The organism is Enterobacter sp. CFEC122, from assembly GCF_052983755.1.
Window position 1 is genome coordinate 39,337 of the sequence record NZ_JBRIQR010000032.1, and the last position, 20,039, is coordinate 59,375.

Genomic DNA, 20,039 nt, shown 5'->3' on the forward strand with positions numbered 1-20,039 from the left:
CATGTTTGAAAAGCGTCACCGCATTACGTTGTTATTCAATGCCAACAAAGCCTATGACCGTCAGGTGGTAGAAGGCGTGGGTGAATATTTGCAGGCGTCGCAATCCGAATGGGATATTTTTATTGAAGAAGATTTCCGCACCCGTCTGGAGAACATTAAAGACTGGCTGGGCGATGGCGTCATCGCCGACTATGACGACCCCGTCATTGAACAGCTGCTGACCGACGTCGACGTGCCGATCGTGGGCGTCGGCGGCTCCTACCACTCGCCCGAACACTATCCGCCGGTTCACTATATTGCCACCGATAACCATGCCCTGGTTGAAGCCGCGTTTCTCCATTTAAAAGAGAAAGGCGTCCACCGCTTCGCGTTTTATGGTTTACCCGCCACCAGCGGCAAGCGCTGGGCCGTTGAGCGTGAACACGCATTTTGCCAGCTGGTCGCGCAGGAGAAGTATCGCGGCGTGGTCTATCAGGGGCTGGAAACTGCCCCGGAAAACTGGCAGCACGCGCAGAACCGTCTCGCTGACTGGCTGCAAACGCTTCCGCCGCAAACCGGCATTATTGCCGTGACGGACGCCCGCGCGCGGCACGTGCTGCAGGTCTGCGAACACTTACACATTCCGGTGCCCGAAAAGCTGTGCGTGATTGGCATTGATAACGAAGAGCTTACCCGCTATCTGTCCCGCGTGGCGCTCTCTTCCGTGGCTCAGGGCACGCGTCAAATGGGCTATCAGGCGGCGAAGCTGCTGCACCGTCTGCTGGATAAAGAATCTCTGCCGCTTCAGCGCCTGCTGGTGCCACCGGTTCGCGTCGTGGAACGTCGCTCGACCGATTATCGCTCCTTAAGCGACCCGGCCGTCATTCAGGCCATGCACTATATTCGCAACCACGCCTGCAAAGGGATTAAGGTCGATCAGGTGCTGGATTCGGTGGGCATTTCGCGTTCGAATCTGGAGAAGCGTTTTAAAGAAGAGGTGGGCGAAACCATTCATGCCGTCATCCATGCTGAAAAGCTGGAGAAAGCACGCAGCCTGCTCGTTTCCACGTCGCTGTCGATCAACGAAATCTCGCAGATGTGCGGTTACCCGTCGCTGCAATATTTCTACTCGGTGTTCCGCAAAGAGTATGACACCACGCCGAAGGAGTATCGGGATCGCCACAGCGAGGTGCTGATATAGAAAAGAAAACGCCTTCCAGTGGAAGGCGTTTTTTGAGATTACATATGAGCGGCGATTAAGCGCTGGTTATCCTGGTACATGGCGAACAGATAGTTGTTATAGCTCTGTCCCTTCGTCGAATACCCTTTCAGCTTGTGGATCATCGTACTGGCCGTCACTTCCTGGTCCGCTTTACGCAGCTGAGCGCGTGATTTACGGAACGATGAGTAGGCCGGGTGCGTGTTCAGATTCACCACGTAGGCGTTCACGGAATCCTTCACGGATTCAAACTGCGAATAGCCTTTCACCTTGCCAGGCGCATTCGTACAACGACCTTTCACGCATTTCATGCCGAAAAGGTTGTTGTTGTTACGCGCAAGCTTAGACGTTCCCCAGCCGCTTTCGGCTGCAGCCATGGTCGCAACCATGCTGCCCGGGATGATATCCACACGCTCAAGGAGAGCATTCCACGGCACACGACGCGTGTTCCCGTTCCAGCTCAGCTTATAGCGCTTCGTGATATCTTTCAGACGCGCGCGCTCGGATGGCGACCAGCGGCTATCGTACTGTTTGGAAATCAGCCAGTTACGATCCGCAGTAATCGCGGCATTTTGACTCGTGATGTAAGGCATTACCGTCCGGAGAAACGCTTTTTTCCTTGGTGTTCCGGAAGGGTATTTTCGCAAATCAGGAAGTGAACTACTCTTTGCACTATTGCGAGAATACTCTTGTTTACTGCTAACCTTACTACTTGTCGTCTTTATTACGTGGGCTTTCTTACTCGTTGTATCCGTGTGCGTCTTCGCAAGCACCCCACCCGAAAATGCCGTGGTGAGTAACATGAGTATCGCAGCCCCATATCGTCGAATGGGAGTCGATATCATTAGGTCTCCTGGTCGGATGTAATCATCCCAACACCTTATTTTTTTCACAAATTTGAGAGCGGAATCTCAAATCATATCAAAAATAGACTTCAAGAGCACGTATAGAAATAGTCCAATTCCGAAACTATGTCACCTGAAACTTGCTCATAAAAACATCATTTCCGGAAAAATGTGTGCGTTATCGCAGATAACTGCCTAATTTTGCGCAAGATCACTCATCCTCACGCATCCTCCTGGCAGAAAGCGACACGGGATGAGTTTTTCCCGCCCGCCGGCTGGCAAACTGGTCAAAAATGCCGCGACAGGAACCTGGAATGAAACGCACCGCAATAGCCTTTCTGATGTTACCCGCACTGGCACATGCCGACTGGTCATCGCCGGGGTTTGACGCATTTCGCGCCGAAGGCACCGGGATTTTCACCAGCCAGGCAAAGCTTGCGAAGGGTACGCGTCCTCTTACGCTCAGTTTTGACAAGACGTGCTGGCAGCCCACAGGCGCGATAAAACTCAATGAGATGCTGTCGCTCAAGCCCTGTGACGGTACACCGCCGCAGTGGCGCCTTTTCCGCGACGGTAAATACCAGATGCGAATCGATACACGCTCCGGCACGCCCACGCTGCTGCTGGCGGTTCAGAGCGCGACAGAACAGCCGGTGGCCAACGTTATCCGCCAGTGCCCGAAGTGGGACGGTAAGCCGCTGACGCTGGACGTCAGCCATACCTTCCCGGAAGGCTCCGTCGTGCGCGATTTCTACAGTAAACAGACGGTGAACGTACAAGGTGGAAAAATCACCCTGCAGCCAGCCGCCAACAGTAACGGCCTGCTGCTGCTTGAGCGCGCCGAAACCGACAGGCCGGCGCCGTTTAGCTGGCAAAACGCCACCGTCTATTTTGTACTGACTGACCGCTATGTGAATGGTGACCCGAGCAACGACAACAGCTATGGCCGCCACAAAGACGGCATGCAGGAGATTGGTACGTTCCACGGCGGGGATCTCAAGGGACTGGCCAGCAAGCTTGATTACCTGCAGCAGCTGGGGGTGAATGCGCTCTGGATAAGCTCCCCGCTTGAGCAGATCCACGGCTGGGTAGGCGGCGGCACCAAAGGTGATTTCCCGCATTATGCCTACCACGGCTACTACACCCAGGACTGGACAACGCTCGACGCCAACATGGGCACCGGGGATGACCTGCGTCAGCTTGTTGATGAAGCGCATAAGCGCGGCATTCGCATCCTGTTTGATATCGTCATGAACCACACGGGCTACGCGACGCTTGCGGACATGCAGGCGTATCAGTTTGGCGCCCTGTACCTGCAGGGTGATGAGCTGAAAAAGACGCTGGGAGAGCACTGGACGGACTGGAAGCCTGGCGCAGGCCAGACCTGGCATAGCTTCAACGACTACATCAACTTCAGCGACAAAGCCGCATGGGAAAAATGGTGGGGTAAAAAGTGGATCCGCACCGACATCGGTGATTACGACAACCCCGGCTTCGATGATTTAACGATGTCGCTGGCGTTCCTGCCCGACCTGAAAACGGAATCCACCGCCCCTTCCGGGCTACCCAATTTCTATCAACACAAACCCGATACCCACGCGAAAGCTATTCCGGGCTATACCCCGCGCGATTACCTGACCCACTGGCTCAGCCAGTGGGTACGTGACTACGGCATCGACGGTTTCCGCGTGGATACCGCGAAGCACGTTGAGCTTGCGGCCTGGCAGCAGCTGAAAGACCAGGCAAGCCAGGCGCTGGCCGCCTGGAAAGGCGCTCACCCGGACAAAAAGCTCGACAACGCACCGTTCTGGATGACCGGCGAATCCTGGGGTCACGGAGTGATGCAGAGCGATTATTACCGCCACGGCTTCGACGCGATGATCAACTTTGATTATCAGGAGCAGGCGGCGAAAGCGGTAAATTGCCTGGCCGATATGGATCTCACCTGGCAGCAGATGGCGGAGAAGCTGCAAAGCTTCAATGTGCTGAGCTACCTCTCATCACACGATACGCGTCTGTTCCGCGAAGGGGGCCAGCGCGCGGCGGAGCTGCTCCTGCTGGCACCGGGCAGCGTGCAAATCTATTACGGGGATGAGTCCGAGCGTCCGTTCGGGCCGACAGGCTCCGACCCGCTGCAGGGCACCCGCTCGGATATGAACTGGCAGGACGTCACGGGCAAGCAGGCCTTAACCGTCGCCCACTGGCAAACGCTGGGTCAGTTCCGCGCCCGCCACCCGGCGATTGGTGAAGGCAAGCAAACCACGCTGTCGCTGAAAGAGGGGTATGGATTCGTACGTGAACATGATGGCGATAAGGTGATGGTCGTCTGGGCGGGGAATCAGTAGATCATACCCCTCACCCTAACCCTCTCCCCATGGGGAGAGGGGAGAAGCTCCAGAACTATTCACTACACAAATCCACTCCCGCCCTATAAAACCACAAATCGGACCACACCACCCGATTTGCACCAACACGGTGCTAGCGTTATGGTTACCCACTTTCAAAATAAGCTCGACAGATCACCTGCTATGACGTTTTCACTTTTCGGCGACAAATTTACCCGCCATTCAGGCATTACTCGCCTGATGGAGGACCTCAACGACGGGCTGCGCACACCGGGCGCAATCATGCTCGGCGGCGGAAACCCGGCTCAAATCCCGGAGATGAATACCTATTTCCAGACCCTGCTCGCTCAGATGCTGGAAAGCGGCAAAGCAACCGATGCGCTTTGCAATTACGACGGCCCGCAGGGGAAAACCGAGCTGCTGGCACTCCTCGCCGAAATGCTGCGTGACGAGCTGGGCTGGGATATCGAACCACAGAATATTGCACTGACAAACGGCAGCCAGAGCGCGTTTTTCTACTTGTTTAACCTGTTCGCAGGACGTCGCGCGGACGGCACCACCAAAAAAGTGCTGTTCCCGCTGGCGCCGGAGTATATCGGCTATGCCGATTCCGGCCTGGAAGAGGATCTGTTCGTCTCTGCGCGCCCGAACATCGAGCTGCTGCCGGAAGGCCAGTTCAAATATCACGTCGATTTTGAACACCTGCATATTGGCGAAGAGACGGGCATGATCTGCGTATCGCGCCCGACTAACCCAACGGGCAACGTGATCACCGATGACGAACTGATGAAGCTGGATGCGCTGGCCAATCAGCACGGTATTCCGCTGGTGATCGATAACGCCTACGGCGTGCCGTTCCCGGGCATCATCTTCAGCGAAGCACGTCCGCTGTGGAACCCGAACATTGTCCTGTGCATGAGCCTCTCTAAGCTGGGTCTGCCGGGCAGCCGCTGCGGAATCATCATCGCCAATGAGAAAATCATCACCGCCATCACCAATATGAACGGCATTATCAGCCTTTCTCCGGGCGGCATTGGCCCGGCAATGATGTGCGAAATGATCAAACGCAAGGACCTGCTGCGTCTGTCGAATGACGTTATCAAGCCGTTCTACTACCAGCGCGTTCAGGAGACGATCGCGACACTTCGTCGCTATTTGCCGGAAGAACGCTGCCTTATCCACAAACCGGAAGGGGCGATTTTCCTGTGGCTGTGGTTTAAGGATTTACCTATCTCTACCGAACTGCTTTACCAGCGCCTGAAAAAGCGCGGCGTGCTGATGGTGCCGGGCGATTATTTCTTCCCGGGTCTGGATAAGCCATGGCCGCATACCCATCAGTGCATGCGCATGAACTACGTCCCCGACCCGGAAAAAATCGAAGCGGGTGTTAAAATTCTCGCCGAAGAGATCGAAAAAGCCTGGCAAGAAGGCAATTGTTAAAAATAAGGCTCTTCAAATGAAGAGCCTTATTTTTCCGTGATCTGAATCTTATATTAAGGATATATCCTGTAGCGCTTCATTTATCATTCCCATTGAGTTTTCTTAGGAATATTCCTTTAATTTAGGCTCGCTAACCACCCTCTCAATAATTAAGCAAAAATTAAATCTGCTAACTTATTGTTATTTTAAATAACCCTCTTCAACGCAGCAAAATACCTTCCTGAGTCGCTTTCATGCATATTTAAAAATACTGCATATACTCACTAATACGCCGCTCGGCGTTCTTTTGCGTGGAGTATTCATATGCTACCTAATAATGTTAGTCGCATCAGCGCTATTGCTGTTGCGGTACTGCTCGCGTTCTCTCTTTCTGCCTGTAGTGGAAGCGGTGGCGGATCTCACTCAACGGCCAAAAATAACCCTGCGACGGGAAGCAGCAGCGGCTCAGATGATGGAAGTGGCACAACCGCGAGCAATGGCGGTTCGGGCAGCAACGGATCGGGCACCGGAACGGGTTCTGGTTCAGGGTCGGGATCAGGTTCAGGCTCAGGCTCAGGCTCAGGCTCAGGAGGCAGTGGAGGAACCACTACCGCAGGCGTAAATACGATACTGGGTGATGCCGGTAAAACCGTGACCAGCGTCGGATCCACTGTGGATAGCCTCGGAAGCCAGCTTCCGACAAATAATCCCGTCACGTCAACCGTCTCAACCACCGTCAGCGGTGTTGGCAGTGCCGTGTCCACCGTGGGGACAGGCGTTACGACTGGCGTTGGCGATGCAAACAACCCGAACGGTGTGGGTACCACGGTTAAAGGCGTGACCACGTCGGTCACCTCCCTCGGCAATACCGTTTCAACGGTAGGCACGGGCCTGGCGAGTTCCACTTCCGGAACCCCGGTCAGCGGCGTAACCGGCCTGACGGGCAGCGTGGTAAACAGTACCGGACAACTGGTCAGTAACACCGGCACGGGTCTCACCAACACGGTAAGCAGCCCTGCTGTCACTCAGGTAACAACCGATACCACGACCCTGGCTAACAAGACGCTGGGCGGAGTACAAGGCGTGACGCAAACCGTAGGCACCACAACGGGTCTCGGCACACCGGTCAACGGTCTGCTGACTCAGGTGGGTGGCACCGTCAGCGGCGTGGGGACCAACATTAGCAGCAGCAATAGCGGGCTTAGCGGTGTCGGTCAGGTCGTTCAAAATGTCGGCCAGACGGTCACGGATAGCGGTACGCTAGTGAAACCCACATCAACCACCGGAGGCAGCGGCACAGGATCTCTGACGGCCGATGCCAATGTGACAGCCACAAACAATAGCCTGAGCACAACGGTCAATACCACCCTCAATACGCTGACTGCGGGTGTAACGGCCAATGCAGGCACAACCCAAAACACATCTACGACAAACCCGATTAACGGGCTCAACACGTTAACCTCGAGCCTACTGACGCCAAAACAGTAATCCTTTTACTGCCTGTCTGCGCCCTTGGTTCAGGGGCGCTTTATTCAGCGACATTTACCCCAACCGGGGATGACGAACAGGGATAGCGCGATGAAACACCACTTCCTTTTTTCGCTGACGGGGCTGGTTGTGCTGAGCATGGCCCGCGCCGATACTCTGCCCTCTATTATTAACCCCGATAACCCGGCGCAAGTTTCTCGTAACGTTGCCCCCGAACAGACTGAGGCCGCGCCACAGCCGAACGTCAAAATAGAAAAACCGAAGTCAACGCTGACGCCTGAAACGCCCATTACCATTCATCACATTCAGTTTATTGGCGGCACGCGTTATCCCTTGAAGGAATTACTTCAGCCCTTCAGGCCTTACGCTGGAAAAACCGTGCCGCTAAAAACGCTTACGGGGCTGGTAAACGATATTACGGAACGCTATAAGGCCGACGGTTTTCCACTCTCTTATGCCTGGCTGCCCGATAATAATTTCCAGCAGGGCAATATTAAAATTGTTCTGGTTGAAGGCTATGTCGCTCATAGCGACATCACCAGTAATAACCCGCACATCGCCGAACGTCTTAAACGTTTGTCCGAAAAAATCATGGCGGAAAAACCGCTGTCTCAGGATACGTTCGATCGCTACAGCCAGCTGATGACGCGCACCCCGAACGTTCCGGTTACGGCTAACGCGCAGCTGCCAACCAATATCTATGGCGCGGCGGCGATGCAAATCACCGGCAACCAGGAGCGGAGCTGGAATATCGCGTCGACGATTGATACCCGTAAAGGGCAAGATTTAATGATGCTGAACGGCACGCTCAGCAACATGACAAGCTATGGCGATCAGCTTGGCGTAGCCACGCTTGTGCCGTTAGATAGCAACACGCGAAAAAACTATGTCGGGCTCAACTGGCAGCAGTTTTTAAACGATGAAGGGCTGACGATGCAGCTCAAAGGCAGCTATTACCGTGAAGATCCGCGAGATTTTTCGCCCCTGCTCTCTTTGCCGAATAATATCAGCGTCGATTCGAAGCAAAAAACAACGCAATACAACGGCGGCGTGACGTTTGGCTATCCCCTGCTGCTGACGCAAAAATCACAAATTAATCTGACCAGCGGTTTTGATTACACCGACCGCCAGGATGATTATGCCCTGCAGGCCAGACTGCTGGGCAAAACCTATCGTCTGGACTCCGTCAACCAGCACGCGCGTTATCCCGCGCTGGAAGTGGGCATCAACGGTGCACATCAGTTCACAACCGCCAGCATCAGCGGCCGACTCAACGTGCGTCAGGGTATGGATGCGATGGGAGCCGATATCGTCTCGGCCCCCAGGCCCGATATTAATTTTACGCTCACGAAAAGCTATCTGGACGCAGCCTGGCTGTTTGCCGATAAGTGGCGGCTATCAACGTCCTGGGAGGGGGACTGGTCAAACAACACGTTGCCAGAACCCGAACGCGTTAGCTTCGGTGCCCAGCGGTTTGGCCGTGGATACCAGGACAGCGAAGCAAGCGGTGATTACGGCTATGGCGGGCAGGTAGAACTGCGCTATATCCAGATGCGAAAAGAGAGCACATGGCTTGCCACAATCCAGCCCTACATCCTGGCCGATACCGCGCAAACCTGGTTTAACACCTCCGGCTTGCCTCATCAGCGGCTCGGGTCAGTGGCGGCTGGCGTGATGGTAGGCGATACCCGCCACTATAGCATCACGGTTGAGGCGGCAAGACCCGTCGGGGATGTTCCGACAGACAGTCGCAACAGAGACTGGCGCTACAGTCTGACGTTTACGTGGAATTTCAATAAAATGCAGTAAGCCTTTCAGCCCGAATACTGGCAGGATCAACGCAGCGCAGCGCGTGGGTTGGACAGGCCTCCACGCAGGCCGGTCCGCCTTCGCGCTGCACACATAAATCACATTTCAGCGCTTGTGCCCTGCTTCCCACCAGCCGTACCTGCATCGCCCCAAACGGACAGGCGACCATGCAGCTTTTACAGCCAATACAGCGCGTCTGCTCAACAAGCCAGGCGCCTGCCGTAAGGCTGATGGCATGGGTTGGGCAGACATTGGCACAGGGGGCTTCCTCGCACTGATGGCAACCCACCGCCGTAGTGTAGGCGTCCCCCTTCACCACCCGCAGGCGAGAGGTAAAAGCCTCTGCGGTGAAGTCATCCTGATGCGCGACCGCACAGGCCACTTCACAGGTGCGGCACCCGATGCATTTTTCCGCATCCGCCATGATAAATCGGTTCATCTGTTACGCCTCGCGTACGTTAAAACCCAGCTCTTTTGAGATAGCCTCTGCCGTTTCGCGCAGCGGCTTGAGCAGGTTCTTCTCGCCCACCTGCTTCATGCGCGACGTCGATAGCGAGATAGAGATCGCATACGGAACGCGGCCGTGAATATCAAACACCGGCACGGCAATACAGGAGACGCCCAGCTCGTTCTCTTCTTTGTCCATCGCCATGCTGCGGTCGCGAATTTCCGCCAGTTCATCATACATGGCGCTCAGTTCAGTGATGGTGTTGCGCGTCAAAGGTTGGATCTGTTCCTGATGGCTTTCCCAGTAGCTTGCCACGTAATCCTGATGGCCAAACGCCATGTAAATCTTGCCCATCGCAGAGCAGTAGAGCGGCATATGCTGGCCAATATAGGCGCGCGTGCGCAGCATACCGGTTGTCGGTTCGAGCTTATAAATCAGGATGGCGTGGTCATCTTCCCGGCTGGAGAAGTTCACCGTCTCGCCGGTCGCAATGTTCAGCGCTTCGAGGTGCGGAGCGGCCACATGAATGATATTCAGCGACGACAGCGCCTTTTGCCCGACGGCGATAAATTTGGTGGTCAGGCGATAGCTGCCCGCGGCGGGTGCCGGGGTCACGTACCCGCACGACTGTAGCCCCTGCAGCAAGCGGTGCACGGTGCTCTTATTCAGCCCCACCAGTTCCGATAAATGTGCAAGCGGACACCCGTTCGGATAGTTGCTGAGGATCTCAATCAGCATCAGGCCGCGAAACAAGCTCTGGCTGCCTGCTGGCCTCTCTTTTTCTTGCGTCATTTCGCTCTCTTTCATGCTCATTACATGGCTCCTGTTTAGCGCGCCCTGATGGTAGCGCAAAGTGTGGGTCAGTTCACGATCTCAACAGAAAAAACACAACCAGTTGATTTTAATCGATTTTGAAAAACATGAATGTCGTTGATCTGACAAAATTTGATCGCCATATTTGAAATCAGATTTCGCATAGTGGAATTTAGCGATAAAAAAGCACTCACACTTGCCCTTAAAAGAACAGGAGAACAGGGATGAAAGTGACCTTCGAAGAGTTGAAAGCGGCGTTCAATCGGGTTCTGCTCGACCGCGGCGTGAAAGCGGAAACCGCAGACGCCTGCGCCGAGATGTTTGCCCGCACCACGGAATCCGGCGTCTATTCGCATGGTGTAAACCGTTTCCCGCGTTTTATTCAGCAGCTTGATGCAGGGGATATCATTCCTGACGCCCAGCCCAAACGGGTGATGACATTAGGCGCCATCGAACAGTGGGATGCGCAGCGCTCCATTGGCAACCTGACGGCGAAGAAGATGATGGATCGCGCCACCGAGCTGGCGTCCGATCACGGCATTGGTCTGGTGGCACTGCGTAACGCGAACCACTGGATGCGCGGCGGCAGCTACGGCTGGCAGGCGGCGGAGAAGGGCTATATCGGCATTTGCTGGACCAACTCGATTGCCGTGATGCCCGCGTGGGGATCAAAAGAGTGCTGCATCGGCACAAACCCGCTGATCGTTGCCATTCCGTCGAACCCGATCACCATGGTCGACATGTCGATGTCGATGTTCTCCTACGGCATGCTGGAGGTGAACCGCCTGGCCGGGCGCGCGTTGCCGGTAGATGGCGGCTTTGACGACGAAGGTCACCTCACCAGAGAGCCGGGCGTGATCGAGAAAAACCGCCGTATTCTGCCCATGGGCTACTGGAAAGGGTCCGGCTTATCCATCGTGCTCGATATGATCGCCACCCTGCTCTCAAACGGATCTTCCGTCGCGGAAGTGACCCAGGACAACAGCGACGAGTACGGCGTATCGCAGATCTTCATCGCCATTGAGGTGGATCGCCTGATCGATGGCCCAACCCGCGATGCCAAACTGCAGCGCATTATGGACTTCATCACCACCGCCGAACGCGCGGATGAAAATGTCGCCATCCGTCTGCCAGGGCATGAATTTACCCGTTTGCTTGAAGAGAACCGCAGCAACGGCATCACGGTTGACGACAGCGTGTGGGCGAAAATCCAGTCTCTGTAAGGAGTGGGCCATGATATTCGGACATATTTCCCAGCCAAATCCGTGTCGCCTGCCGCGGGCGATTGAAAAAGCCCTTCATTTTCTGCGCACGACGGATTTCACCACCCTGGAGCCAGGCGTAGTAGAAATTGAAGGTCGCAACATTTTTGCCCAGGTTCTCGACCTGACAACAAAGGATCTGCACGAGAATCGCCCGGAAGTGCATCGCCGCTATCTGGATATCCAATTCCTGGCCTGGGGTGAAGAGAAAATCGGTATCGCTATTGATACTGGTAATAACGAAATAAGCGAATCATTGCTGGAACAGCGCGATATTATTTTTTATCACAACAGTGAAAATGAGTCGTTTATCGAAATGATACCCGGCAGCTATGCCATATTTTTTCCGCAGGATGTGCACCGTCCTGCCTGTATTAAAAACAAGGAAACCACAATTCGTAAGATTGTGGTGAAAGTGGCAATCAGCGAATTAGATTAATTTTCTGATATACCCTAAATAATTCGAGTTGCAGGAAGGCGGCAAGAGAGTGAATTCCCAGGAGCTTACATAAGTAAGTGACTGGGGTGAACGAGCGCAGCCAACGCACATGCAACTTGAAGTATGACGGGTATAAATACAGGAACGCGAAATGACTAATACCGGTTTTATTATTGGTGCGTACCCCTGCGCACCCTCGTTTCACCAGAAAGGGGAACAAGAAGAACAAACCTTCTGGCGTGAACTTTCCGACACGCCGAATATTCGCGGGCTGGAACAGCCTTGCCTTGAAAATCTTCACCCCCTTGGTGACGAATGGCTGTTCCGCCATACCCCGGGGGACTGGCAAATCGTGGTCACGGCAGTTATGGAAACCATGCGGCGCCGCGGCATCAACGGCGCGTTTGGCCTGGCCTCGGCTGACGACGCGCAGCGTAAAGCGTGCGTGGACTTTTACCGACATTTGCACAAAAAAATTAACGCTGTGAATACCCGCTTCCCGGGGAAAGTGATTGCTCTTGAGATGCAGGCGGCCCCGCAGGCGGGCAATGCCTCGGTCGAACAAGCCACCGACGCGTTTTCCCGCTCCGTCCGTGAAATAACAAGCTGGGACTGGGGCTGCGACCTGGTGCTGGAGCACTGCGATGCCATGACCGGCGTCGCACCCCGTAAAGGCTTCCTGCCCTTAGAGCAGGTGCTGGAGGTGGTGAAAGACACGGATATCAGCGTCTGCATCAACTGGGCGCGGTCGGCCATCGAAGGCCGTAACACCACCCTTCCGCTTGATCACGTTCAGGCCGCGCTTAATGCCGGGAAACTGGGGGCCTTGATGTTCTCGGGTACGACCACCAGCGGCGAGTACGGTGAATGGCAGGATCTGCACGCGCCATTTTCTTCCTTCTGTGCCGACAGTTTGATGTCCACTGAACGTGCAAAAGCACTCTTTACTGCGGCGAGCGCCGCAACGTTGAAATTCTCCGGTATTAAATTACTGGAAATAAATGCTAATGCTGATGTCAGCTATCGCATCGCCATTTTGCGCGACGGTATCAGCGCAATGAATAAAGCAACGCAATAACAATAAGAAAAGTTTATTCCGGTTACCTACTGAGAGATTAACTATGAATATTTCTACTCATGCTCTACATACGGACATTCCGCGCCAGCGCTGGCTAAGAATCATTCCTCCTATTCTTATCGCCTGTATTATTTCATATATGGACCGCGTGAATATCGCGTTTGCAATGCCGGGAGGTATGGACGAAGAATTAGGTATTACCGCCACCATGGCAGGCCTCGCGGGCGGCATATTTTTTATCGGCTATCTGTTCCTGCAGGTACCCGGCGGCAAGATTGCGGTGCACGGTAGCGGCAAGAAATTTATCGGCTGGTCACTGGTCGCCTGGGCGGTGATCTCGGTGCTCACGGGTCTCGTGACGAATCAGTACCAGCTGCTGGTGCTGCGCTTCTTACTCGGCGTGGCGGAAGGCGGGATGCTACCCGTTGTGCTCACCATGATCAGCAACTGGTTCCCGGATGCCGAACGCGGTCGCGCCAACGCAATTGTGATCATGTTCGTACCCATCGCCGGGATAATTACCGCCCCGCTGTCGGGATGGATTATCACCGCACTTGACTGGCGCTGGCTATTCATCATTGAAGGTCTGATGTCCATTGTTGTGCTGGTGCTCTGGGCATTCACGGTCTACGACCGTCCGCAGGAAGCCCGCTGGATCTCAGCGGCCGAGAAAAACTATCTGGTGCAAACGCTGGCGGCTGAACAGCAGGCCATCGCCGGAAAAGAGGTGAAAAATGCCTCGCTCAGCGCGGTGCTGTCTGACAAAACCATGTGGCAGCTGATCGCCCTGAATTTCTTCTATCAGACCGGGATTTACGGTTACACCCTCTGGCTGCCGACCATTCTGAAGGAGCTGACGCACACCAGTATTGGTCAGGTGGGGATGCTCGCCATCCTGCCCTACATCGGCGCCATTGCGGGCATGTTCCTGTTCTCCTCGCTTTCTGACCGCACCGGCAAGCGCAAGCTGTTTGTCTCCCTGCCGTTGATTGGCTTCGCGCTCTGCATGTTCCTCTCCGTTGCCCTGAAAGCAAACATCTGGCTGGCCTATGCCGCACTGGTGGGCTGTGGTTTCTTCCTGCAATCCGCCGCGGGGGTGTTCTGGACGATACCGGCAAGACTGTTTAGCGCCGAAATGGCAGGCGGCGCGCGCGGCGTGATCAACGCCCTGGGTAACCTCGGTGGCTTCTGCGGCCCGTATGCCGTTGGCGTGCTGATCACCCTGTACAGCAAAGATGCAGGCGTCTACTGCCTGGCCGTTTCACTCGCGCTGGCGTCGCTGCTGGCCCTGCTGTTGCCGGCGAAATGCGATGCCGGGGCAGAGCCCAATCCCACGGTAAATCCCCATAAGCGTGCGGCCTGATGCCCTCACCACAGCCCTCTCCCACGGGGAGAGGGAGAAAACCGAACAGTAGGCCGGGTAAGCGAAGCGCCACCCGGCAATTAAGCGAGATGAAGATGAGTGAAAAAGAGCCCTTCTGGCTGGGTATCGATTGTGGCGGTACTTATCTAAAAGCCGGTTTATACACCCGCCAGGGCAAAGAAGTTTGTATCGAACGCCGCTCCGTTGCCACGCTCAGCCCGCGAGCGGGCTACGCCGAGCGGGATATGCATCAGCTCTGGCAGCACTGCCACGCCACCATCGCCGCGTTGCTCAAGAATGCAGGCGTAAACGGCAACCAGATCAATGGGGTCGGCATTTCTGCGCAGGGTAAGGGGCTGTTTCTGCTCGATAAACAAGACCAACCGTTGGGCAACGCCATCCTCTCCTCCGATCGCCGGGCACTGGAGATTGTGCAGCGCTGGCAGCAGGACGGCATTCCCGAAAAACTCTACCCGCATACGCGCCAGACGCTGTGGACCGGGCATCCGGCCTCGCTTCTGCGCTGGGTCAAAGAGAACGAGCCGCAGCGGTATCAGCAAATTGGCTGCGTGATGATGGCGCACGACTATCTGCGCTGGTGCCTGACCGGCATGAAGGGCGGTGAAGAGAGCAACATCTCCGAGTCCAATCTCTACAACATGAATACCGGGCAGTATGACCCGCAGCTTACGCGCTGGCTCGGGATCAGCGAGATTGACGGCGCCCTACCGCCGATTGTCGGTTCAGCAGAAATCTGCGGGGAAATCACCGCTCAGGCAGCCGCCCTGACCGGTCTCGCGGCGGGCACGCCCGTCGTGGGGGGACTGTTTGATGTGGTTTCCACCGCGCTCTGCGCCGGACTGCAGGACGAGCACACGCTGAACGCCGTGATGGGCACCTGGGCCGTCACCAGCGGGATCGCCAGTGCGCTTCGCAGCAACGAACCCTTCCCCTACGTTTATGGCCGCTACGTGCATCCGCAGCAGTACATCGTTCACGAAGCCAGCCCGACCTCGTCCGGCAACCTTGAGTGGCTCACCGCGCAGTGGGGCGACATGTCGTTCAGCGAGATCAACCACGCCGTCGCCAGCCTGCCGAAAGCCGAAAGCGATGTGTATTTCCTGCCGTTCCTCTATGGCAGCAACGCCGGGCTGGAGATGACCAGCGGTTTCTACGGAATGCAGGCGCTACACACGCGCGCGCACCTGCTACAGGCGGTTTATGAGGGCGTGGTGTTCTGCCACATGACCCACCTCAACCGCATGCTCGAGCGCTTTACCCACGTGCATGCCCTGCGCGTGACGGGTGGCCCAACCCATTCGGACGTATGGATGCAAATGCTCGCGGACGTCAGCGGACTGGCGATTGAACTGCCGCAATTGGAAGAGACCGGCTGTTCCGGCGCGGCGCTGGCCGCCCTGGTCGGCACCGGCGTGTATCCCGATTTCCATGCGGCGCAATGCGCCCTCCGACACGACATTCGTGTCATTGAGCCTGACATGCGCGCCCATGAGGCCTATCAGCGCAAGTATCAGCGCTATCAGCTACTGATTTCAGCACTACAGGGCTATCACGCCCGAGTTAAGGAGAACAACCTATGAGCCGACCATTACTGCAGCTGGCGCTCGACCATACCTCTCTTCAGGCCGCGCAGCGTGATGTCGCGTTGCTTGCCGATCACGTTGATATCGTCGAAGCGGGCACCATTTTGTGCCTGACCGAAGGGCTAAACGCCGTGCGCGCCCTGCGCGAGCAGTGCCCGGATAAAATCATCGTTGCGGACTGGAAAGTGGCCGATGCCGGAGAAACCCTGGCAGAGCAGGCATTTGGCGCGGGTGCAAACTGGATGACCATCATCTGCGCCGCCCCGCTGGCCACCGTTGAACGCGGCCACGAGGTGGCCCTGCGCCGCGGGGGAGAAATCCAGATGGAGCTCTTTGGTCACTGGACGCTGGACGATGCTCGCGCATGGCATCGCATCGGCGTGAAGCAGGCCATTTATCACCGCGGACGTGACGCACAGGCGAGCGGCCAGCAGTGGGGTGAGGAGGATCTCGCAAAAATGAAAGCGCTCTCCGAGATCGGTTTGCAGCTTTCTATTACCGGCGGCATCACCCCCGCCGACCTGCCGCTGTTTAAGCAAATCAACGTCAAAGCCTTTATTGCCGGACGCGCGCTGGCAGGCGCCGCCAATCCGCCGCAGGTGGCACAGGCATTCCATTCGCACATTCGCGACATCTGGGGAGCGTACCCATGCGTCAGCATCCGTTAGGTATTTACGAAAAAGCGCTGCCAAAAGATCTCTCCTGGCCCGAGCGGCTGGTACTGGCGAAAAGCTGCGGGTTCGATTTTGTCGAGATGTCTGTCGATGAAACCGATGAGCGATTATCACGCCTCGACTGGAGCACCACGCAGCGCGCCTCTCTGGTGGAAGCGATGCTGGAAACCGGCGTGGCGATCCCCTCTATGTGCTTGTCTGCACACCGTCGCTTCCCGTTTGGCAGCCGCGATGAAACCGTGCGCGAACGCGCCCGTGAGATCATGAGCAAAGCCATCAGGCTGGCGCGTGATTTAGGCATTCGCACCATCCAGCTTGCCGGGTATGACGTCTATTACGAAGCGCATGACGAGGGGACGCAACAGCGCTTTGCCGACGGGCTGGCCTGGGCCGTGGAGCAGGCCGCCGCCGCACAGGTGATGCTGGCGGTGGAGATCATGGACACCGCGTTTATGAACTCCATCAGCAAATGGAAAAAGTGGGACGACATGCTCGCCTCACCGTGGTTCAGCGTTTATCCGGACGTTGGCAACCTGAGCGCGTGGGGTAACGACGTCACCGCCGAGCTGACGCTGGGCATTGACCGCATTGCGGCTATTCACCTGAAAGATACCCAACCCGTCACCGCACAAAGCCCCGGACAGTTCCGCGACGTGCCGTTTGGCGAGGGCTGCGTCGATTTCGTTGGCGTGTTTAACACGCTGCATCAACTGAACTATCGCGGCGCATTTCTGATTGAAATGTGGACCGAAAAAGCAAAAGAGCCGGTGCTGGAGATTATCCAGGCGCGCCGCTGGATTGAAGCCCGTATGCAGGAAGGAGGCATGACATGCTAGACGAACTTAAAGCCGAGGTACTGGCAGCAAACCTGGCGTTGCCCGCCCACCAGCTGGTGACCTTTACCTGGGGCAACGTCAGCGCGGTTGACCGCGAAAGCGGCATGATGATCATTAAACCGTCCGGTGTGGAATACGACGTGATGACGGCGGAGGATATGGTGGTGGTGGATATCTCCACGGGCCAGGTTATTGAGGGGAATAAAAAGCCCTCTTCAGACACGCCTACCCATCTTGCGCTGTATCGTCGTTACCCGGAGATTGGCGGCATCGTGCATACCCATTCGCGACACGCCACTATCTGGTCCCAGGCGGGGCTGGATTTACCGGCCTGGGGCACCACGCACGCGGACTATTTCTACGGAACCATTCCCTGCACGCGCCTGATGACCTCGGCAGAAATTGCCGGGGAATACGAATACCAGACGGGTGAAGTGATCATCAAAACCTTCGAGGAGCGCGATCTTAGCCCGATGCAGATCCCGGCGGTGCTGGTCCACTCCCACGGCCCGTTCGCCTGGGGTAAAGACGCGGCCGATGCGGTTCACAATGCCGTGGTGCTGGAAGAGTGCGCCTATATGGGCCTGTTCTCACGCCAGCTCGCGCCACAGCTTCCGGTTATGCAGCAGGAGCTGCTCGACAAGCATTATCTGCGTAAGCACGGGGCGAATGCCTACTACGGGCAGTGATCGGGCATTGAGATGGGCTTTAAGGAACAGCAGTGCAGGCAAGATCGTAGGCCGGGTAAGGCAACGCCGCCACCCGGCTGTAACGCATCAGAAACGCCAGGTCAGGCCGGTCATCAGCGCGAAGCTGTCGTCGCGGTCGATCATCGGGCTGTTCTTCACGTCGTCAGGCAACACGGTGTAGACCGCGCTGGCGTTAAGATACAGCTTCTGGGTTAACTGATATTTAGCCGCCAGGCCAACGTATGGCGTCCAGCTGTCGCCGGCGGTGTATTGATCCAGTCCGGAGCGGCGAGACTCGCTACCGGATACGCCGTAGTAGTAGTCGTTATAGCTTTCGTCGCTGTAGAACACACCTACGGAAGGCGTCAGGGTCAGGCGCTCCATTTTGATCGGACGGAAGTACGATACTTCGCCGATCACGCCGCCGCTTTCATCCGTGGCATCACCAGAGACCGCCACTTTCAGCGACCCCCAGCTTTCGTGGCGGTAGTACGCCCCACCGAGGAAGGCGGACGCTTTACGCTCATCCAGCTGCTTCATCTGATGATCGTCGTTATCGTCAGGGTCGAAATGCAGCGGCATCCACGTTGCGATCAGGCTCAATTCATTTTTTGCATCTTTCCACAGGATCCATCCGCCCGTGGTCTGGCGAACGTAGAAACGATCGCCTTCGTAGCTAATCAACGGTACTGCGGTCGTATTTTCGTTATAGCCTTTGTAAGGAGACTCATTAAATACAGCCCCCGCACCAAGTGAAAATTCACCGGCCATGGCAGACGTTGATGCAAATAACGTGGCAGCGATCAGTAAATTGTATTTAATAGTCATTCCATGTAATCCATATATATGCCAAACAAGCGAGGCGCATAATAATGGTTACAAAATTGCCAATGCAACGCTGCGGTTTATATAATATTATATATAAAATCATATAGATGGGTGTGCATAATGAGTACATTACAGCTAAAACCACGCGAATTAAAAATTATCTCCGTCATTGCAGCCACCCACAGCATTGGTGATGCCGCCGCCCTGCTGGGTATGGCGCAGGCCAACGTCAGTAAATATCTGTCTGATTTTGAAACGCGGGTTGGGCTCAAGGTTTTTGAGCGCACCACGCGGCAGCTGGCCCTGACCCAGTTTGGTGAAGCGTTACTCCCCTACGTGAATGCCACGCTGGATAAGAACAGCCAGCTTGTTAATTTCATTGCTGATTATAAGCATGAAAAGCGCGGAAAAGTGACGATCTATGCCCCAACAGGTATCGTGACCTACCTCGCGCGACACGTGATCCATCAGATAGAAGACATCGGCGACATCCGCATCTCCCTGAAAACCTACAATCTGGACCGGAATGAATTTTCAGAAGGCGTTACCTTTCCGGATGACTGCGACATTTTAATTACCTATGCTCAGCCGAAAGACGAAAGCCTGGTGGCCAGCGTGTTGACACAATATTCCGTTACGGCCTTCGCAACCGTAGAATATTTAAATAAACATCCCTTAACCGGACCTGAAGATTTAATTAATCACTCCTGTATTCTCATTGACTCCATGCTGGTCGATGAAGCCAACATCTGGCGTTTCCGCGTGCACGGCAGCGATGACGTGCATGACTACCGGGTGACCGGTAATTATATTTGCGACAATACGCAGACGGCCCTGGAGCTGGCAAGAAATAATCTTGGGATTGTTTTTGCGCCAAAAGAGAGCCTGAAAAAAGAATTAA

19 protein-coding genes are annotated in these 20,039 nt (G+C 55.6%); 15 read left to right on the plus strand and 4 right to left on the minus strand.

The genetic code is table 11. From position 1 onward, the window contains the following. Nucleotide 1: 1 nt before the first annotated feature. Nucleotides 2-1,180: a D-xylose utilization transcriptional activator XylR gene (xylR, locus tag ACVCAM_RS19540; RefSeq protein WP_023345227.1), complete on the plus strand. Its 1,179-nt coding sequence runs from the start codon at nt 2-4 to the stop codon at nt 1,178-1,180. A 38-nt stretch (nt 1,181-1,218) separates the two neighbouring features. Here the strand turns inward: xylR and ACVCAM_RS19545 are convergent, their stop codons facing one another. Beyond that, complete coding sequence (locus ACVCAM_RS19545; protein WP_021242459.1) at nt 1,219-2,043, minus strand: protein bax; 825 nt, start codon at nt 2,041-2,043, stop codon at nt 1,219-1,221. Nucleotides 2,044-2,357: 314 nt separating this feature from the next. On the opposite strand from ACVCAM_RS19545, the gene ACVCAM_RS19550 reads away from it, so the two are divergent. The 5 genes from ACVCAM_RS19550 to ACVCAM_RS19570 all read left to right on the plus strand — a co-directional run bounded on the left by ACVCAM_RS19550 (nt 2,358) and on the right by ACVCAM_RS19570 (nt 9,104). After that, nucleotides 2,358-4,388 (plus strand): alpha-amylase, encoded by a 2,031-nt coding sequence (locus ACVCAM_RS19550; protein WP_407222950.1) that lies wholly within the window; start codon nt 2,358-2,360, stop codon nt 4,386-4,388. Nucleotides 4,389-4,571: 183 nt separating this feature from the next. Beyond that, nucleotides 4,572-5,828, plus strand: a complete 1,257-nt coding sequence (avtA, locus tag ACVCAM_RS19555) for a valine--pyruvate transaminase (protein ID WP_023294831.1) — start codon at nt 4,572-4,574, stop codon at nt 5,826-5,828. A gap of 316 nt (nt 5,829-6,144) precedes the next feature. Continuing rightward, entirely contained in the window at nt 6,145-6,429 is a 285-nt protein-coding gene (locus ACVCAM_RS19560; RefSeq protein WP_050547800.1) for a hypothetical protein, read from the plus strand. Nucleotides 6,430-6,458: 29 nt separating this feature from the next. Next, nucleotides 6,459-7,295, plus strand: a complete 837-nt coding sequence (locus tag ACVCAM_RS19565; RefSeq protein ID WP_233396194.1) for a collagen-like triple helix repeat-containing protein — start codon at nt 6,459-6,461, stop codon at nt 7,293-7,295. Nucleotides 7,296-7,385: 90 nt separating this feature from the next. After that, the gene (locus ACVCAM_RS19570; RefSeq protein ID WP_025910530.1) at nt 7,386-9,104 is read left to right on the plus strand and encodes a ShlB/FhaC/HecB family hemolysin secretion/activation protein; all 1,719 of its coding nucleotides are present in this window, start codon (nt 7,386-7,388) and stop codon (nt 9,102-9,104) included. Here ACVCAM_RS19570 and ACVCAM_RS19575 read toward each other — a convergent pair. Then, on the minus strand, nt 9,088-9,543 hold the full coding sequence (locus ACVCAM_RS19575; protein ID WP_025910532.1) for a 4Fe-4S dicluster domain-containing protein: 456 nt from the start codon (nt 9,541-9,543) through the stop codon (nt 9,088-9,090). The genes ACVCAM_RS19570 and ACVCAM_RS19575 overlap by 17 nt on opposite strands. A 3-nt stretch (nt 9,544-9,546) precedes the next feature. Next, nucleotides 9,547-10,365, minus strand: coding sequence for an IclR family transcriptional regulator YiaJ (yiaJ, locus tag ACVCAM_RS19580; protein WP_407222948.1), 819 nt, complete (start codon nt 10,363-10,365; stop codon nt 9,547-9,549). Nucleotides 10,366-10,589: 224 nt separating this feature from the next. Between yiaJ and yiaK the strand changes: the two genes are divergently transcribed. From yiaK to araD, 8 genes are all read left to right on the plus strand, one after another. Then, nucleotides 10,590-11,588, plus strand: a complete 999-nt coding sequence (gene yiaK, locus ACVCAM_RS19585) for a 3-dehydro-L-gulonate 2-dehydrogenase (protein ID WP_025910535.1) — start codon at nt 10,590-10,592, stop codon at nt 11,586-11,588. 10 nt (nt 11,589-11,598) lie between these two features. Beyond that, on the plus strand, nt 11,599-12,066 hold the full coding sequence (locus ACVCAM_RS19590; protein WP_023294828.1) for a YhcH/YjgK/YiaL family protein: 468 nt from the start codon (nt 11,599-11,601) through the stop codon (nt 12,064-12,066). A 151-nt stretch (nt 12,067-12,217) separates the two neighbouring features. Then, the gene (locus ACVCAM_RS19595) at nt 12,218-13,144 is read left to right on the plus strand and encodes a DUF4862 family protein (RefSeq protein ID WP_407222946.1); all 927 of its coding nucleotides are present in this window, start codon (nt 12,218-12,220) and stop codon (nt 13,142-13,144) included. A 43-nt stretch (nt 13,145-13,187) separates the two neighbouring features. After that, nucleotides 13,188-14,507: an MFS transporter gene (locus tag ACVCAM_RS19600; protein WP_407222945.1), complete on the plus strand. Its 1,320-nt coding sequence runs from the start codon at nt 13,188-13,190 to the stop codon at nt 14,505-14,507. A 95-nt stretch (nt 14,508-14,602) separates the two neighbouring features. Further along, nucleotides 14,603-16,108, plus strand: coding sequence for an FGGY-family carbohydrate kinase (locus tag ACVCAM_RS19605; RefSeq protein ID WP_025910541.1), 1,506 nt, complete (start codon nt 14,603-14,605; stop codon nt 16,106-16,108). Continuing rightward, on the plus strand, nt 16,105-16,779 hold the full coding sequence (ulaD, locus tag ACVCAM_RS19610) for a 3-keto-L-gulonate-6-phosphate decarboxylase UlaD (protein WP_407222943.1): 675 nt from the start codon (nt 16,105-16,107) through the stop codon (nt 16,777-16,779). The genes ACVCAM_RS19605 and ulaD overlap by 4 nt, the downstream gene beginning before the upstream one ends. Next, the gene (locus tag ACVCAM_RS19615; RefSeq protein ID WP_025910545.1) at nt 16,761-17,621 is read left to right on the plus strand and encodes an L-ribulose-5-phosphate 3-epimerase; all 861 of its coding nucleotides are present in this window, start codon (nt 16,761-16,763) and stop codon (nt 17,619-17,621) included. Before ulaD ends, ACVCAM_RS19615 begins: the two co-directional genes overlap by 19 nt. Continuing rightward, nucleotides 17,615-18,310, plus strand: a complete 696-nt coding sequence (gene araD, locus ACVCAM_RS19620; RefSeq protein ID WP_025910547.1) for an L-ribulose-5-phosphate 4-epimerase — start codon at nt 17,615-17,617, stop codon at nt 18,308-18,310. The genes ACVCAM_RS19615 and araD overlap by 7 nt, the downstream gene beginning before the upstream one ends. Nucleotides 18,311-18,397: 87 nt before the next feature. Here the strand turns inward: araD and ACVCAM_RS19625 are convergent, their stop codons facing one another. Beyond that, nucleotides 18,398-19,138 (minus strand): MipA/OmpV family protein, encoded by a 741-nt coding sequence (locus ACVCAM_RS19625; RefSeq protein WP_447093646.1) that lies wholly within the window; start codon nt 19,136-19,138, stop codon nt 18,398-18,400. Between the two features lie 120 nt (nt 19,139-19,258). On the opposite strand from ACVCAM_RS19625, the gene ACVCAM_RS19630 reads away from it, so the two are divergent. Beyond that, nucleotides 19,259-20,039 (plus strand): LysR family transcriptional regulator (locus ACVCAM_RS19630; RefSeq protein ID WP_447093647.1); only part of this gene is annotated, 781 nt, incomplete at its 3' end.

Excerpts from the sequence above, each read along its gene's own strand:
- ACVCAM_RS19595 (WP_407222946.1), top strand. The coding sequence starts at position 12,218 with ATGACTAATACCGGTTTTATTATTGGTGCGTACCCCTGCGCACCCTCG.
- ACVCAM_RS19615 (WP_025910545.1), top strand. The coding sequence starts at position 16,761 with ATGCGTCAGCATCCGTTAGGTATTTACGAAAAAGCGCTGCCAAAAGAT.
- yiaK (WP_025910535.1), top strand. The coding sequence starts at position 10,590 with ATGAAAGTGACCTTCGAAGAGTTGAAAGCGGCGTTCAATCGGGTTCTG.
- ACVCAM_RS19600 (WP_407222945.1), top strand. The coding sequence starts at position 13,188 with ATGAATATTTCTACTCATGCTCTACATACGGACATTCCGCGCCAGCGC.
- ACVCAM_RS19605 (WP_025910541.1), top strand. The coding sequence starts at position 14,603 with ATGAGTGAAAAAGAGCCCTTCTGGCTGGGTATCGATTGTGGCGGTACT.
- yiaJ (WP_407222948.1), bottom strand. The coding sequence starts at position 10,365 with ATGAGCATGAAAGAGAGCGAAATGACGCAAGAAAAAGAGAGGCCAGCA.
- ACVCAM_RS19545 (WP_021242459.1), bottom strand. The coding sequence starts at position 2,043 with ATGATATCGACTCCCATTCGACGATATGGGGCTGCGATACTCATGTTA.
- ACVCAM_RS19590 (WP_023294828.1), top strand. The coding sequence starts at position 11,599 with ATGATATTCGGACATATTTCCCAGCCAAATCCGTGTCGCCTGCCGCGG.
- ACVCAM_RS19570 (WP_025910530.1), top strand. The coding sequence starts at position 7,386 with ATGAAACACCACTTCCTTTTTTCGCTGACGGGGCTGGTTGTGCTGAGC.
- ulaD (WP_407222943.1), top strand. The coding sequence starts at position 16,105 with ATGAGCCGACCATTACTGCAGCTGGCGCTCGACCATACCTCTCTTCAG.
- ACVCAM_RS19550 (WP_407222950.1), top strand. The coding sequence starts at position 2,358 with ATGAAACGCACCGCAATAGCCTTTCTGATGTTACCCGCACTGGCACAT.
- ACVCAM_RS19560 (WP_050547800.1), top strand. The coding sequence starts at position 6,145 with ATGTTAGTCGCATCAGCGCTATTGCTGTTGCGGTACTGCTCGCGTTCT.
- ACVCAM_RS19625 (WP_447093646.1), bottom strand. The coding sequence starts at position 19,138 with ATGACTATTAAATACAATTTACTGATCGCTGCCACGTTATTTGCATCA.
- araD (WP_025910547.1), top strand. The coding sequence starts at position 17,615 with ATGCTAGACGAACTTAAAGCCGAGGTACTGGCAGCAAACCTGGCGTTG.
- xylR (WP_023345227.1), top strand. The coding sequence starts at position 2 with ATGTTTGAAAAGCGTCACCGCATTACGTTGTTATTCAATGCCAACAAA.
- ACVCAM_RS19575 (WP_025910532.1), bottom strand. The coding sequence starts at position 9,543 with ATGAACCGATTTATCATGGCGGATGCGGAAAAATGCATCGGGTGCCGC.
- avtA (WP_023294831.1), top strand. The coding sequence starts at position 4,572 with ATGACGTTTTCACTTTTCGGCGACAAATTTACCCGCCATTCAGGCATT.